This is a genomic window from Prosthecobacter fusiformis, assembly GCF_004364345.1.
In the GTDB taxonomy this organism is placed as follows: domain Bacteria; phylum Verrucomicrobiota; class Verrucomicrobiia; order Verrucomicrobiales; family Verrucomicrobiaceae; genus Prosthecobacter; species Prosthecobacter fusiformis.
The window spans coordinates 69,116-84,898 of record NZ_SOCA01000009.1; the positions used below are offsets into that span (position 1 = coordinate 69,116).

Annotated in this window: 14 protein-coding genes; 2 read left to right on the forward strand and 12 right to left on the reverse strand. The window is 57.8% G+C overall.

Going from position 1 to position 15,783, the window contains the following annotated elements; translation table 11 throughout:
* Positions 1–255: 255 nt before the first annotated feature.
* The 6 genes from eboE to EI77_RS18670 form a co-directional block, all read right to left on the reverse strand.
* On the reverse strand, positions 256–1,431 hold the full coding sequence (eboE, locus tag EI77_RS18645) for a metabolite traffic protein EboE (protein WP_133796821.1): 1,176 nt from the start codon (positions 1,429–1,431) through the stop codon (positions 256–258).
* A 220-nt stretch (positions 1,432–1,651) separates the two neighbouring features.
* A complete protein-coding gene (locus EI77_RS18650) occupies positions 1,652–2,884 on the reverse strand; it encodes a DUF6807 domain-containing protein (RefSeq protein ID WP_166647359.1) in 1,233 nt (410 codons plus the stop codon).
* 88 nt (positions 2,885–2,972) lie between these two features.
* Entirely contained in the window at positions 2,973–3,536 is a 564-nt protein-coding gene (locus EI77_RS18655; protein WP_133796823.1) for an RNA polymerase sigma factor, read from the reverse strand.
* Positions 3,533–4,039 carry a hypothetical protein gene (locus tag EI77_RS18660; protein WP_133796824.1) on the reverse strand — a complete coding sequence of 169 codons (507 nt, stop codon included), beginning with the start codon at positions 4,037–4,039 and terminating at the stop codon, positions 3,533–3,535. Before EI77_RS18660 ends, EI77_RS18655 begins: the two co-directional genes overlap by 4 nt.
* Positions 4,036–4,338 carry a hypothetical protein gene (locus EI77_RS18665; RefSeq protein ID WP_133796825.1) on the reverse strand — a complete coding sequence of 101 codons (303 nt, stop codon included), beginning with the start codon at positions 4,336–4,338 and terminating at the stop codon, positions 4,036–4,038. The genes EI77_RS18660 and EI77_RS18665 overlap by 4 nt, the downstream gene beginning before the upstream one ends.
* Positions 4,339–4,444: 106 nt before the next feature.
* Positions 4,445–4,663, reverse strand: coding sequence for a hypothetical protein (locus tag EI77_RS18670; RefSeq protein WP_133796826.1), 219 nt, complete (start codon positions 4,661–4,663; stop codon positions 4,445–4,447).
* 295 nt (positions 4,664–4,958) lie between these two features.
* Here EI77_RS18670 and EI77_RS18675 point away from each other — a divergent pair, with 295 nt between their 5' ends.
* Positions 4,959–8,921 carry a LamG-like jellyroll fold domain-containing protein gene (locus EI77_RS18675; protein WP_133796827.1) on the forward strand — a complete coding sequence of 1,321 codons (3,963 nt, stop codon included), beginning with the start codon at positions 4,959–4,961 and terminating at the stop codon, positions 8,919–8,921.
* Between the two features lie 70 nt (positions 8,922–8,991).
* Here EI77_RS18675 and EI77_RS18680 read toward each other — a convergent pair whose 3' ends face one another.
* From EI77_RS18680 to EI77_RS18705, 6 genes are all read right to left on the reverse strand, one after another.
* Positions 8,992–9,630, reverse strand: coding sequence for a 3-keto-disaccharide hydrolase (locus tag EI77_RS18680; protein ID WP_208300409.1), 639 nt, complete (start codon positions 9,628–9,630; stop codon positions 8,992–8,994).
* A 13-nt stretch (positions 9,631–9,643) separates the two neighbouring features.
* Positions 9,644–10,498, reverse strand: coding sequence for a TIGR03915 family putative DNA repair protein (locus EI77_RS18685; RefSeq protein ID WP_166647360.1), 855 nt, complete (start codon positions 10,496–10,498; stop codon positions 9,644–9,646).
* 132 nt (positions 10,499–10,630) lie between these two features.
* Positions 10,631–10,870 carry a hypothetical protein gene (locus EI77_RS18690; RefSeq protein ID WP_133796830.1) on the reverse strand — a complete coding sequence of 80 codons (240 nt, stop codon included), beginning with the start codon at positions 10,868–10,870 and terminating at the stop codon, positions 10,631–10,633.
* Positions 10,867–11,559, reverse strand: a complete 693-nt coding sequence (gene queC, locus EI77_RS18695) for a 7-cyano-7-deazaguanine synthase QueC (protein ID WP_133796831.1) — start codon at positions 11,557–11,559, stop codon at positions 10,867–10,869. Before queC ends, EI77_RS18690 begins: the two co-directional genes overlap by 4 nt.
* Before the next feature lie 12 nt (positions 11,560–11,571).
* Positions 11,572–12,030: a preQ(1) synthase gene (queF, locus tag EI77_RS18700; RefSeq protein WP_166647361.1), complete on the reverse strand. Its 459-nt coding sequence runs from the start codon at positions 12,028–12,030 to the stop codon at positions 11,572–11,574.
* Between the two features lie 28 nt (positions 12,031–12,058).
* Positions 12,059–14,659, reverse strand: a complete 2,601-nt coding sequence (locus EI77_RS18705) for a DEAD/DEAH box helicase (RefSeq protein ID WP_133796832.1) — start codon at positions 14,657–14,659, stop codon at positions 12,059–12,061.
* 204 nt (positions 14,660–14,863) lie between these two features.
* Here EI77_RS18705 and EI77_RS18710 point away from each other — a divergent pair, with 204 nt between their 5' ends.
* Positions 14,864–15,700 (forward strand): alpha/beta hydrolase, encoded by an 837-nt coding sequence (locus EI77_RS18710; RefSeq protein WP_166647362.1) that lies wholly within the window; start codon positions 14,864–14,866, stop codon positions 15,698–15,700.
* Positions 15,701–15,783 lie beyond the last annotated feature (83 nt).

Genomic DNA, 15,783 nt, shown 5'->3' on the forward strand with positions numbered 1-15,783 from the left:
GACCGTTGGATTTTAATAATGATATCAGATCCTTAGGGACTTTGAATTCTAACTGATCCAGTTTCGCTCTTTCAACCAAGGAAGTTATTTTGTTGAATATCATAAACCAATTTTGCTGAGCTCGCGTGAACCCATTTGCCACCCATTCAGTCAAAAGGTGTGTGTGATTCTTGCAGAGCAAATGGGGGGCTTCTGAACTCGAATTGAATTGCTATGCCGACGGATCGTCGGCGCTCCATGGTCCGCGAGCTGGGGCTAACTGGCCAAGTTCCGCGCTTTCATTTCCCCGAGGGTCCAGGCGTATTCTTTGACGAGTTGATCGACGACATCGCCGGTGTGGAGGTCGCCGGGGAGGACTTCCCAGGTGTAGGTCTCCATCTCGATGTGCTGGCACTGGGTGGGGTTTTGGCTGAGCCAATCCATGGTGCCTTCGAGGTGGTCGCGGGTGCTTTGGAAGCCGTCGGTGGGCTGGGCGTGGAGGGGGATGTGGAAGTGGACGCGCCATTCTTCACCCAATTCGGCGGGGTTTGTCTGGGCGAATTGGAGGGCATCCGGCAGGTCCTTGAATCGGCGCAGGGGGGTGGTGGGGCCGTAGTCGGCGATGACCTGGTGGAAGTATACGGGCTCGTCAAAGGCGCGGAGTTTTTCCACCATGTCCGGGGTGGGCTTCAATTTCAGCGCGGAGCTGAAGTGGAGCTTGCTGAGGCGGATGCCGGCGCCGGTGATGCGGGAGAGGGCGCGCTTGGGGGTCTCGTACTCGATGGCGAGGTGGCAGGTGTCGTAGTTGAGGCCGATGAATTTGAAGAAGTCTTTGTCCTGGGGGTGGCGGTCGTAGTAGAGGCCGAAGAATTTGAGGACCTCGCCGCTGGTCTCGAAGAGGCCGAGGGGCTCGGGCTCGAAACCGAGGTGGAGATCGTGACCGGTGGCGGTGGAGACGGTCTCGATATGCTCCCGGCAGAGGCGGACGTTTTCGAAGATGGCGTTGATTTCGTCGCTGCCGATGGGGAAGGTTTTGTGGGAGCCGGGGAGGGTGCTGACGCTGCCGCTGGCACCGGGGGGGAGGAGCTGGGCGAGGATATCGAAGAGGCGGTTGGTGTATTCCAGCCGGGCTTTGGACGTCCAGTCCGGGAGGAAGACTTGTTCTTTTACCCGGGTGCCGTGGAAGGAGCCGTAAGGGAAGCCGTTGATGGTGAAGACGTAGCAGTTATTGGCTGCGAGCCAGTCTTTGAATTCGGCAATTTTGCCGGGGGCGAGGAGTTCCAGGGAGGCCTGATTGCCGAGACGGAGGCCGATGCCGTAGGGCTGGTCCGGGCTAACGCGGGCTTTGACGCGGAGGGTGTAATCCCGAAGTGTGGCCCAGGTCTGTTCCCACGTTTCACCGCGGTGGATATTGGTGCAGTAGCCGAGGTGGATGCCGTGGTTGAGAAGCATGGGGTGGGGGGAAGGGACGAAAGGGGGAGTTTGCGGTGGTTTTAGGGGGTTTGCAATCGGGGGGTGGGTGGGGAGCGGAAAGTGCTCAGTGCTCAGTGCTCAGTGCTCAGTGCTCAGTGCTCAGTGCTCAGTGCTCAGTCAGCAGGCAGGGGGGGAATAGGGCTTAAATGGCTTATAGGTCCTAGGCGGTAGGTAGGTGAGGCTGGGGGATGCTGGGAACCTATTCCACGGTGACTTTGAGGGGGTGAGCGTAGGCTTGCCAGGCGGTGTCGATGGCTTTGGCATCGGCGGGGCCGTCGGTGAGGATGAAGCGGTATTTGGAGGTGTAGGGCTGGCCGGGCTGGATGGTCCAATCGCCGCCCTGGGAGGGGGCGATGCAGAGCTGGGGGTTCTTCGGGTTTAGGCGGAGGGGCTGGGGGAAGCGGAAGTTTTCCGGGTGGATAAGGATGGCCATGCCTGCGGGCTGGCCGTCCACATCGCCGCCCATTTGGACCCATTGGGCCTTGGTGGAATCGCCTTTTTTGCGGTCGTCGCCATTGCTAGTGAGCATGGTGACTTTATCCACGGGATTCCACTGCTCATGACCGCGTACGCCGAGGCCGCCGTAGTGGTATTCGGGAAGTTTTAAGGGGGAATCGGTGGCGCAGGTCTGGGTGGAGACGAGATCCAGGATGTAGGCGGGGCGGTCGCCGGTGGTGAGGGCATAGGCGGTGACTTCCCAGGTTTCATCCAGGACGGGCTTGGTGGTGCCGCTGTTGTGATCCAGGAAACGATGCTTGCTGAGAAAGCCGGCCTGAACGGGGCCGCCCCAGGATTTGAGGAGGGAATCGAAGCGGACCTCGCCGAGGATCTGGGCGGCGATTTTGTCTTTGGAGTCGCTTTTTCCCTGGTTCCAGAAGTCGGGGTGCTGGCCTTCGAATTCGGTCTTGGTCCAGGCGAACCAGATGCCGCGGTGCCAGCGGTGGTCGGCAGGATGGTTGCCGGTGATAAGGCGGCCGCCGGGGGTATAGACGGGGTGGAGGTGGGCACCGTGTTTAAAGACCTCCGGGACACCTGCGGGGACATCGCCGGGTTCCATCTGGTAATCGAAGACGGGCTGTGTTTTGCCGTGGGTGTGATGGGTGAAACGAAGGAGGCTGCCGGACTTTTCCACGGTGAGGCCCTGAGGTGCAGCGGGTGGGCTGGAGGGGGTGATGGCAAACGTGATGTTTTCACCTTTACCGATCTGTGGGACGATCATCACGGCCTGGCCGGTGGCATCCACCTGGAGGGTGGAGACGATGCTGCCGCCTTTTCCGGAAAGGGTATGCTGGCCCTGCCAGTCCTGGGGAGCAGTGAAGGTGACGATGGCATTTGTCTGGTCGGCATCGCCGCCATGGACGGTGATGCTGCCGGGGGCTGCGAGCAGAGGTGCGCTGGCCAAAGCGAGCAGGAGGAGCAGGATTGGTTTCATGGTGGGCAGAGGTAAACGTGGGGCCTGTAGGCCATTGTTCATCACTCTGCGCATCAAGGATGCCTCGGCGGGCTGCGTGCCCTGGGATTTATTCGCGGACGAGGGGGGCGAGCTTTTCCTTCAGGAGCTGGCGGGCACGGTAGAGGCGCGTTTCAGCGGCTTTCTCCGAACAATCGAAGACCTCCGCCATCTGCCGGTAGGTCATGCCCTGATAGGTGAAAAGGACGAGGGCCTCACGCAGGTCCTCCGGCAGTGAGGCGATGGCGCGGCGGACCTCGCGGGCTGTTTCATCCTCCTCCATGGCCTGGTCTGGCGTGGGGTCTTCCGAGGAGGGATCGAAGCCGGTTTCGCTGAGGGTCTGGAGGGATTCGGCTGGGTGGCGGCTCTGCCAGCGGATGTGATTGGATAGGAGGTTCCGGGCAATGCGGAAAAGATAGGCGGAAAAAGGGGCATGCGGGCGGTAGCGCTGCCGGTGCATGTATAGGCGGACGAAGGACTCCTGGACGAGATCCCGGGTGGCGGCGTGATCATGCGTCATGTGCCAGAGGAAGGATGTCAGCTTATCCTGCCAGCGGGTCATGATCTCATTCAGTGCGAGGTCATCCCCGCCTGAAAGCCGCTGCATGGCGCTGGCATCCGCGTCGGGGATCAAGGGGGGCTGGGGGTTGGTACGGTTTTTGGCAGCAGGGTGTCGTGCTCGGGAAAGAGGTGCGGGAGCATCATTTTCAGATACTTCTGGCCCGCTGTGGGATTCATGGCGGCAGCGACTTTTTTGACGTGCTGAATGGCGGCCCGCTCAGAGGTTTCAAAATGGATTTCGTAATCGCGGATGGCGGCCTGGCCTTCAGCACTGTGCTCGTCGTTGTTTTGAAGAGCGATTTTCAGGCGCTCGCGTGCAATATCCATCTCGGCACACAGGCGGATGCACTCGGCCCGGTGGGCATCGTGGATGGCGCATTCGCGCTCGAATTCCTCCTCAGTAAGGGAGAGGGAGGTGCGCATCCAGGCCAGATTGGCCCGGGTATCCTGCTCCTGTGCGGCGACTTTTCGTGAAAAATTGCGGCTTTGCTGGTGGTTCTGCAAACCACGTGTGATCAAAAAAGCGGCAATTCCCAGGAGCAAGGCCACCAGCAAAGTGTGGCCTGAATTTCTCATGGGGTGAGGGCAGGAGCCAGAGGATTGATCGAGTGAGCGTAAATGCTGACGGGATCTGGCGGCCGGGACGCGCTGCGTATTCCGGCGAAAATACCGATGCCTAATGCCAGTGCCCAGATAGCAAGGCGAGGCGTCGGCAGAGAGAAAAATTCAAAAAGGGCAGTCAGCCAAGGCTGGCGAGCATCGTCGCGAAGCTGCCGGTGCTCGATATCACGCCAGACATCCCTGACCAGTGAGGAAGAGGGAGATGGTGCCTGGACGGCACTTTGAAGAAGTAAATCGAGCTGTGGATCAGTCATAGCTGAAGAGCCTCCGCTTTCTGAAAACCAGAAAGCAGAGGCTGGTTAGGGATTCATTGAATGCGGTCAAAGCACACAAAGATCTTCAGCATAGGTCATGCCTAGATTAACGAGAAGCGACCGGGACCACGGCGATGAGCTGGCCACGGTTGTTAAAGATGAGCTTCTTTTCGACAGCAGGAGGGGGTGTCTGCTTGGCGGTAACGGCATTGACGGTGGCGGTGACCTGGCCGCGATTGTTAAAAACGGTGGTCTTTTCACCAGCGAAGGCGTTGCCACCCAGAAGAGTCATCATGGCGGCGGTAAGGATCAGTGTAGATTTCACAAGAATAGGTTGGTTTGGTTTTTGGAGTTGTATGGGTTCCAGAAGGACGCCCGTTAAGACTGCAAACACCGCGCCTGCTCCAAACCCTTGAGAAAAAGAGAATTTTTTCTTCTTTTGGTTATCTGAGTCCGGCGGTGGGTGCATGGCGAGGTGCTTTCTCCGAAGGAAAAGGGGTGGGAGATGCTGATCCGTGGCACGCAGGAGCGTTGGGGCGTGTAATCTGAAGGAAAAAAAGGGCGGGAGATGCGTTTTAACCCTTCAACTCCATTGTCCCTGTTCAGCGCTCACACTCTCTATGATTGCCCTTCGTCACCTGCTCACTTTCCTGGTTTTCACAGGCACTGTACTGTGCGCCCCAGCGGCCAGCCTGTTTGAACGGGATAATTTAGCGGCGTGGTGCATCGTGCCTTTTGATGCGAAAAAGCGCGGGCCGGAGGAACGGGCGGCGATGCTGGAAAAGATGGGGGTGAGGAAATTTGTTTATGATTACCGGCCTGAGCACATCCCGCAGTGGGACGAAGAACTGAAGGCGCTGAAGAAGCATGACATCGAGCTTTTTGGCTGGTGGTTTCCGACGACCTACAATGACGATGCAAAGAAAACTCTGGAGCTTTTCAAGCGCCATGGAGTGAAACCGCAACTGTGGGTGAATGGCAACGGGGGAGCGGTGCAGGTAAGCTCGCCAGAGGACCAAAAGGAGCGGATCACCAAAGAAGTGCAGAGGATCCAACCGATCTGTGAAGCGGCGGCACCGCTGGGCTGCCAGGTAGCGCTTTATAATCATGGCAACTGGTATGGCGAGCCGGAGAATGCGATGGCCATTATTGAGGAGCTGAAGAAGCAGGGCATCACTAATGTGGGCATGGTGTATAACCTTCATCATGGGCATGCCCATCTGGACCGCCTGGAAAAGCTGCTGCCCAAGATGCTGCCATACCTGCTCTGTCTGAACCTGAACGGCATGGATGTGGCAGGAGACACGAAGGGACGCAAGATCCTGCCGCTGGGCATCGGCAGCGAAGATGTGCGGGTGCTGAAGATCATCGCCGCCAGTGGTTACAAGGGTGTGATTGGCATCCTCAACCACACCCCTGAAGATGCAGAGGGCAGGCTGCTGGACAACCTGGACGGGCTGGCCTGGCTGCTGCCGCAGATGGAAGGCAAGGCAGCGGGGGAAAAACCGGGCTACCGGACCTGGAAGCATACCGCTGCGAAAGTACCTGGAACTGCACCGAAGGGGGTGCAAAAGGCGCAATCAGCACCGTCTCTCAATGCGGATTTTGGCTTGGCGCTTCAAGGAGGACTGGTGCTGGAAGGCAGTGAGGAATACCGCAGGCTGCCGCTAAGTTTGGAATGCAGGGTCAAACTGAACAGTGCAGCCGAGTTTAATATCCTGGTGGCCTTTGAGCCCAAAACATCGGCGACGCATTGGGAGCTTTATAGCTATAAGGACAGCGGGGTATTCAGCGTGTATCTGCCAGGGCGAGGTGGTGAGTATAAGACGACTAACAACATCTGTGACGGCAAGTGGCATGAGGTCATCGCCAGTATGGAAGGGGAGATACTGCGGCTCTATGTGGACGGCAAAATGGTGTTGGAAAAACCGCTGCCACCTTTGCAAGGGGAATCAAAGCCAAGCGGGCTGGCCTTTGGGCAACTGGTGGAAGGAGGCACGGGATGTGACGGGGTGATCGATGATGTGCGCATTTCCCGAGGGCCTATGAAAGCACGCAAAGGGGACCATCCACGCCAGCGCATGGACAACACGCTGGCACTCTGGAACTTTGATGAACTGGAGGCGTTGCTTTCTGGTGCGGCAAAGGCTCCGGCACCTGCGAAATTTAATCCTGAGCGCAAGCCGCTGCGAGTAGGGGAGTACGCACATTGGCAGGCGGAGGTGAACCGTGAACGTGTTTTTGATTATTACGGCAAGCAGGCGGTGCAGTACATGGGCAAACCCATACCGGAATTGCTGCCAGGTTTTCCCGGTCTGGATGGCGGTCAGCAGGGGCACTGGGGAAACCAAAATGATGCGGTGACCTGGCGCGACGGACGCTTTGCGGCATCGGATCTGGGCAGCGTATTCAGTGTGGTTTTCAAAGGTGGCGGATTGACCGTGCCGAAGGGTGTTTGTGTGCGGCTGGAGGATGGACAAAGCGCGGTGTTTGACCCGCTGACGCTGTCGTTTCCGCTGGTGTGGAGTGGCGGATTTGTGAAGCTGACGGATTCGCGCCATGGCTTCATGGGCGGTGGCGTGATGGACGGGAAAATGGTGAAAAAGTATGAATCACCGAAGCTGGAGGCGCATCATTATCACGGATTTTACCGTCACGGCAGCAAAGTGATTTTTTCCTATACGATGGGGGATCAAAAGTACCTCCAATCTTCACCGGACAAATTGGAAGATCTTTCCGCACTGACCAAAGGAGGCCCCGCCCAATGGCCAGAGTGGATCGCGACGAAGGGTGTCATCGGCCAGGGGGAACCCTTCGCCACGGACACGCTGACACTGCCTTTTAACAATCCTTATGGGACACTGTTTTTTGTTAGCGGGCACGATTTCTTCAGCGATGGCAGCGCGGCGATCAGTACGATGACCGGAGAGGTGTGGCTGGTGCGGGGCATTGATGACAAGCTGGAAAAGCTGCGCTGGAAACGCTTTGCCACGGGGCTGCATCAGCCGCTGGGGCTGAAAATTGTGAAGGATCAGATCTATGTGCTGGGGCGTGACCAGATCACCCGGCTGCATGATCTGAACGGGGATGATGAAGCGGACTTTTACGAGTGCATGACGAATGCCCAGGAGACCTCACCAGGCGGGCACGATTTCATCACGGGACTGGACATGGATGCTGAAGGGCGTTTCTACACGGCCTCAGGAAATCAGGGAATTATCCGTGTGGCCAATGATCATGTGGATGTACTGGCGACGGGTTTTCGCAATCCCAACGGGCTGGGGCTTTCACCGGATGGAAGGTTCATCACCACCAGTGTGCAAGAGGGAGACTGGACACCTTCATCTTCCATCTGCCAGGTGGAGATGGGCAAGAACGAAGGAGCGCATTTCGGTGCGGGTGGCCCGAAGAACGGCCAGCCGCCTGAGCCGCCGCTGATGTATCTGCCGCGCGGTGAGGACAACTCGTCAGGCGGTCAGTGTTTCGTAACCGGGCAAACATGGGCTGCCTTGAAGGGGGACGGAAACCTGACGCATTTTTCTCCGGGCACGGGTACAGGCTGGCTGGTCATGCGGCAGCAGGTGGAAGGCCGCTGGCAGGGTGCGGCGGTGCGCATCGCGGGGAGTTTTGATTCGGGGTCGCAAACGGGGAGGTTTCATCCCAAGGACGGGCAGCTTTATGTCACCGGTATGCAGGGCTGGGGCTGCTACACGCCAAAGGATGGATGTTTCCAAAGAGTACGTTATACTGGCGGCAAAGTCGCGGTGCCGGTCGCGTTTGAAGCGCGTGAGAATGGGGTGATGCTACGCTTTGACCATGCTCTGGATCAGGCTGTGGCGGCGAAAGCGGGCAACCATTTTGCGCAGTGCTGGAACTATAACTATAGCGCGGCTTATGGCTCGCCAGAAATGTCTGTGAGATATGCGGATACGGTAGGTCATGATCCGCTGGAGATCCGCAGCGCCCAGGTGCTGGAAGGTGGCAAGGCGCTGTTTCTGGAGATCCCCCAACTGGTGCCTGCCAACATGATCCACCTGCGCGTTGGAGTCGCCGCAGGGCGTGCGCACGATGTCTTCCTGACCGCCCATGCTCTGGCACCTGCTTTTACCGAGTTTCCCGGTTATGAGAAGATTGCCAAGACTTTCATTCCAGCGGCCAAAGGCAGCACCACTGTCAGCAGTAAGCTCAATCCCTGGGCAAAAGGAGAGCCTGGGCGTGAGATCGTCGTGGATGCCGCGTTGGGGCTGCAATATGTGCAGAAGCAGCTCATAGCGAAAGCGGGGGAAAAGCTCACGCTGACCTTCAAAAATCCGGATGTGGTGCCGCACAACTGGTTGTTAGCCAAACCCGGCAGCCTGCAAAAATTGGGCGACCAAGTGAACCTCATGATCACCGATCCGAAAGGCCTGGCCAAACACTATGTGCCGGATTCACAGGATGTCCTGGTCTATACCGACATGGTCAATCCGAAGGAACAGTTCAGCATCCATTTTGAAGCGCCCAAAGAAAAGGGTGAGTATCCTTATCTCTGCACCTTTCCCGGCCATTGGATGGTGATGAACGGGGTGATGAAGGTGGAGTAAAAATGAAAAAGGCCCGGTTGGTCACAACCGGGCCTTCAAATTCTAACCTAACCAGCGGTTGATTTGCCGGTCACTTCAGCTCCTTGATGCGCAAGTTGCGGAACTTGTAGGTGGCACCTTTTTCGCCGTGGTGTTGGATGGCGATGGGGCCGCTGGCGTCCTTGTCGTCTTCCACATCGGTGGTGACGACGCCGTTGACTTCGATCTTCAGCTTATTGCCTTTGCAGGTGATGCGGTAGGTGTTCCAATCGTTGCGCTTGAAGGCATCACCAGCGCGGGCGCGGAAAGCGGCGATACTTTCCTCATTGCCCTTGATGGGGCTGATGAACCACATGCGGCGGCCTTCATCATACAACCCACCGGACCATTTGCGGTCAGGGCTGCCGTCCACTTCAGCCTGGTATCCGAAAACCTTGTTAGGCTGCACATGGGCGCGGAACATGAAACCACTGTTGGCCTGGCCTTCAGGAAGCAGGATGTCACCTTCAAAGATGAAATCGCTGTAGCTCTTGTCCGTGACGACGAAGAATTTCTTTTCGCCGGTGAGGTGAATTTCACCGTCCACGACTTTGATGTTGCCCCATTCGTAAGGGTTGGTCCAACCGGTCATGGTCTTGCCATCGAACAGGGGGACAAAGCCGTCTTCAGCGAAGGAGGACAGGGTGACGGAACCGAGCAGGGCGGTAAGAAGGAGGAGGCGTCTTTTCATGGTAGGGCCGGGATTATGAACCTTCTGGCCGTTGATGCAAAGAGCGGATGTAGGCATTGTCGGGTACGGGTTTCACCGGGCGCTCCGGCGTCTCCAGCATGTCCTGAACCCGGTCCTGGCTGCCTGCGATGAGTTCGCGAATGATCTGCGCCTCCGGGAGATTCTTCCAGTACTTCTGCGGCATCTCCGACTGCATGGCCTTCACTTTCAGGCGCGCAGGATTAAAAATGCTGCGGTAATAGGTACGCCAAAGGTCATCATGGGCATCGGCTGAGGGGGCCTGGCTGCGGTCCATACCGGGGGTGAAAAAAAGCTTCTTACCGTCCCAATGCACGCATTCATCGGGAGTCAGGATGGACCAGTCCATACCGGCAAAACGCTTCTCAAAAAACGGCGCTGCCAGCCTCACAGTATGAAACATCGGTTCAAACCAAGCAACGAACTGCTCCCGGCCGGACTCCTCATCTTGACCAATGAGACGGAAGCGCACAAAGGCATGCATTTTGTGAATGTCGCGGCCGATGGCCTTTGACCACACCTCACACTGACGGATATCGGGGTCGCTGGGTAAATGGAGCAAATGTCGCTCGCCTCCCAAAGTCAGCCGGTATAACAAACGATAGAGAATGCTCCAGCGGCGGTCATCCGTATGGGCGCAGACTCTGGCGGCCAGAGAGAGGAAATCCGGCGGCACCTTGATTTCGGCAGATGCGGGCAAGGAGTACGCCGCGGGTTCTTCAAGCAGCAGACCCGGGCCAGTATGGGCATCGCCCCAGTTTACGTTCTCAGGCCGTACACCCTGTTTCAAAAGCTCCCTGGCCTTACTGCGCCAAGCAGCAAAAGTGGGATCGATGGATGCGGTGATCATGGGCGACTGAAGCATACGTCCTGAGCGACCGATGCGGCAACAGAAGGACCGACGCTAAACGGAATTTAATGGGAGCAAACGGATGCCTTTGATTCAGCGCTTACAGCACCACATTGGTATTCAATACCACAATCATGCAGCACGCTTTTTCAGATCCTTGCGCACTTCCCCGATAAGTTCATCCAACCCGGCATATTTGCCATCACTCCAATCTTGAGTGAAGCCTTCCCGGACCTCTTTCCATAAACGATTCATTTCCAGACGGGCCAGCAACCTCTCTACCAATTCGAGTTCTTCGGCAGGAAGTTCATCAATCAACTTGTGCAGTACCGGGCGCTTTTGCTCCAGCATGAAAGTCGTTTGATCATTCATAACTCCCCTGGCTTCCTTGGCAGCGGTCCTTCATGCAGATAGACGGTGGGGTCTGTCAGCCCGGCGAGGATGAAGGCCTCGCGCCGCTCCACGCAGGTGCCGCAGATGCCGCATTGGAGGTCTTCGCCTTTGTAGCAGCTCCAGGTTTTGCCCATGTCCACCCCCAGCTCATGGCCGAGCTTAGCGATGGCGATTTTATTCATGTCAATGAAGGGGCGAAGCAGCTCTATGCGGGCGTAGGTTCCTTCGCGCATGGCATTGCCCATGGCCTGCATGAAGGGCTCCCGACAATCCGGATAAATGGCGTGATCGCCTGAATGGGCGGCGATAATGAGAGCGTCCACCTCGCGGGATTCGGCGATGCCGCAGGCGATGGCCAGCATGATGCCATTGCGAAAAGGCACCACGGTGCGCTTCATATTGTTATCGCTGTAGTGCCCTTCGGGAATAGCACCGCCGCTTTTCAGCAGGGCTGAATTAAATAGATCATTCACAAACGGCAGGGATACCAGGTCATGAGGTATGCCGAACTGGGCGCAATGCCAGATGGCCAGGGCGATCTCCTTGTCGTTATGCTTGGAGCCGTAATCAAAGCTCACCGCGCCCACCACATTATGATGCTGGCGTGCCCAGTAAAGCGCGACTGTGGAATCCAGACCGCCGCTGAGAAGGATGATGGCTTTGGACATAAGGGGATAAAATCAGTGCGGGGTACTCAGCGAAGCTGCTGGCCACTCCAGGGGAATTTCACGGCTGGGATGCCGGGCCTCACATGTAAGCTGGATGCCGCCGCGAGGGACGAAACGGCCCCGGACGATGGCCTGCTTGGGCGCACAGGCCGCCACCAGATCATCCAGGATGCGATTGACAATGGCCTCATTAAACGAGGCGTGGTTGCGGTAGCTGGCCAGATAAAACTTCAGTGATTTCGTTTCCACGCAACGCTCATCCGGGATGTACAGGATCTCCACATGAGCTGCATCCGGCTGGCCGGTGACGGGGCAGAGGGAGCCGAAATCTGGGGCGCTGAGATGAATGGTGTAATTGCGGCCCGGGGTGCGGTTGGGGAAAGTCTCCAGCGCCGCCTCATCGGGGGAGGCAGGCAGCCGGTGCTCGGAGCGGCCCAGCAGGGTGATGTCGGCAGTGAGGGAATCGGACATGATTTCCACAATGTGCCGGAGCGCGGCCTTATCGCAAGCTCCCATCCGCAGAGCCGCCGACCTTCTTTTCATATTCCCGCCACAGCCTTTCGATGGCTTCCTCAGGATCCTCCAGCATCATGCCCTCCTTAATTTTGCTAGCGAAAAGGCCGAATGAAAACGGGCTCACGACTGGCACCTCCACCAGATACCAGTCCAGAGAGAGTGCGGTCTGGAGAAAGTCCATCGCCCGTGGCAGATCCAAAAAAGTATGCGTCGCCTCGCGGTAAGACTGCACCAGCATGGGGTGGTCCGGCTCGTGCTCGGACAATACGCGAAAAAGGATTTCGGTGCTCCAGCGGAGCTGCTTGATCCTGCGATCCTGCCCGGGGCGGTTACGCGGCACCATGAGGCCCGTTTGTGCCACACCGCGAAAGTTCCACTTCACCAGCTCGCTATCCTGGAGGGCGGCGCGCATATCGGCTTCAGGGTCCGCGTTTTCAAAAAGGACTTTCCATTCTTCCAGACCCAGGTCCTGGAAGGTTTTCAGCGTCAGCAGAAAGCCGTAGTCATCAATGGTGACCATGGCATTTCCACCCACGGCCTTTTTGACCCGGTAGGCGATGATGCGGCTGAGAGCATCATTGGCACTGCGGCCGATGAGAGTATGGAAAAAGAACTGGACGAGGTCTGGCTCGCTACCCTCACGATCATCTACAAAGCGCTCGATGAGGAGTGTGTGCTGCGTGGGAATGAGCGAAACACGTAACTGGTTAAACGCATGCTGGAGGATGGACTGGGCATTGCTGGTGGAAATTTCATATCGCTCCACCAGCCAGTCGCACACTTCCTCTCCAGTCTCCTTCGCGACCCTGGCTGCGAGTTCCGTCCGGAACCGGGCCACCTCACGAGCAAGGCCGGAGGTGAGCGGCATCTTGTTGGCATTCCAGGCGGGCACAGTGGGCAAGCGGCCGGTGGCGTCCTCCACCCGGGCCTCAGCCACGCCTGTTTCCACCAGCCTGACGGTGCGCCCGGCCAGCACAAAAAGATCGCCCGTTTTCAGACGTTTCATGAAGGATTCCTCCACTTGACCTAACCGGCGTTTGCCAAGAAAAACACTGACCATGCCTTCCGTGTGGATCACCCCGATATTGGCCAGGTATTCCCGCTCCACTTTTTTACTGGGGACGGTCATGAATCCATCTACCCACACGATCTTGCCGAAGTTTTCGCGGTATTGTTTTTCCAGTGAACGACCGCCGGCTTCGAGGTAGTTTAGCACGCGGTCGAGCTCTTCTTCTGAGACGTGTCTAAAAGGTGAAGCGGCCCGTACAGTCTCGAGCGCTGCATCTCGGGTGCAGCCACCCTCCATCGCCAGGCCCACCAGATGCTGGGCCAGGACATCCAGCGGCTTTTCCAAAAGGCGCACCTCATCCAGTTGCACCGCACGGGTCATTTCCGCACAAACGATGCATTCCATGAGGTCGTTCACATTGGTGGCGACGAGGATGCCGTGGCTTTCGGCATGGATGCTGTGACCGCTGCGGCCGATGCGCTGAAGAGCCCGGCTGATGCCTTTGGGGGTGGAGATCATCACCACACAGTCCACGCTGCCGATATCAATGCCCATCTCCAGACTGGTGCTGCAGACCACTGCCCGCAGGTCTCCGTTTTTGAGCCGGTCCTCCACCTCCAGGCGGACATCGCGGTCCAGGGAGGCGTGATGGGCTTCAATTTTGTCCGCTAGTTTAGGCAGGCCGTTTTTCAGCCGGTAGGTCACGCTCTCCGTGCTGCTGCGCATGTTGCAAAAGATGATCACGCTGCGGTTACGCTCGACGATCTGGGCGATGTCCTGCATCACTCTCTGCGCGGTGAAACCGGTGGGCGGATAGGGATTTTTGCGCAGGGGTGACAGCACCTCCACCCGGCGGCGGCGCTCCATGCGGGCCTCCACGATTTCACAGTTACGCCCGGTGCCGACCAGCATCTGCGCCAGCAGGGGCAGAGGAGCGGCAGTGGCGGAGAGCCCGATTCGAACAGGCAGGATGCTGGTGCGACGTGCCAACCGCTCCAGGCTCAGGGTCAGGTGGGCACCGCGTTTGTTTTCTGCCAGGGCGTGAAGCTCATCCACGATGACAAACCGCACCTGGCTGAGTGCCTCCGCCCAGCCAGCTTGGGGCAAAAGAATGGCCAAGCTCTCTGGCGTGGTGAGGAGGATATGAGGGGGCTTTCGCTTGAGCTTGGCACGATCCGTGGCGCTGGTATCCCCTGTTCGGAGTCCGATGCGGATGATGTCCGTCAGCCCCATTCCCTCCAGGGGCGCCATGAGATTTTTTTGAATGTCATAGGTCAAAGCCCGCAGAGGGGAGATGTAGATGGCGCAGATGCCGCTGCCCAGCGTCCCGGCCTCATGCTGGCGCACTAGATGATCCAGGATGCCCAGAAATCCGGCGAGGGTCTTTCCGCTGCCCGTGGGGGATGAAAGCAGCACGGACCGTCCGGCCAGAATATGAGGAAGAGTCAGCTCCTGAGCCTGGGTGAGCTGGCCAAAGGAGGCGGCGATCCAGTTATTTAATCGCGGGTGCAGTTGTGCGGCCACGCCCGGTGGTGGGGATGCTTCTTTCTTCGCTGAAGACTTCGGACGGGGCATGTGCCTAAACATACGTGGGCAGCAAGGAAATCAGCCTTCTTTGTCAGGATGCCTCACTCAGGTTAAGCAGGAGAGTTTATGCTCCGCGTGTGTGATATTCAGACGCGAAAAGTCATCCAAAAACGAACTGGGGGGAACGCACCTGCGTAGTGAATTTGATGTAGCGGCTGGTCCTGCTGCGAGATACTGCCTCTTTTGTTGCCTGTGAAACCCCTCACCCGACTGTTTCGTTTACTCCTCATCACGCTGCTGACCCCGGTATTGTTCCTGCTGGGCTGCCAGTCGCGGCTCATTTATTATCCACGTGGCTATGATGAGAATTACCGGCAGACGCTGACCAGCCATCGCGGGGTGGCGATTCCCTATACCACGGGGCAGGGTGCCCAGGTGGCGCATTATATCCCTCCTAAAAAGGGAGGCCAAAACCCCAAGGCCCTCTGGATCTGCTTTGCCGGTAATGGATCCCTGGGGCTGGACTGGCTGAACTATGTGGATCAATGGGACCCAAGCTTTGCCTACCTGATGGTGGACTATCCAGGCTATGGGGACTGCAAGGGAATACCGAGCCCGAGGAAGATCCGTGAAAGCTCGCTGGCGGCTTTTGACGCGCTGGCTAAGCACCTGAACCAATCCCCGGAACAGCTCCGACCACGGTTGGGCGTGGTGGCTCACTCCATCGGCTGTGCAGCGGGATTGATGGCAGCCTCGGAGCTGAACATTTCCAAAATCGTCCTTATCTCCCCCTTCACGACGATGACCGACATGGGCAAACTGCTGCTCGGCTGGCCGCTCTGTCACGTAAACATGCATCGTTTCGACAACCGCCGGGAACTGGCCCAGGTGGTGGAGCAGGGGGCTAAAGTTGTCATTTTTCATGGCACGGCCGATGAAGTCATCCCCATCTCCATGAGCCGGGAGCTGGCAGAGGCCCATCCTGGAAGGGTCACCCTTTATGAGAAGGAAGGCTGGGACCACAACCGCATCCTGCATGGGGTCTCCCAGGAGATCGGGGCCGCCATGTCTTCCATGGTGAAACCGTAATGGCGTAGCTGTGGCGGAACATTTTCTGGCTTGTGAATGGGATTCTTGTTAATGCTGGGGTCTGGGCTTCGTTCCATCCACCC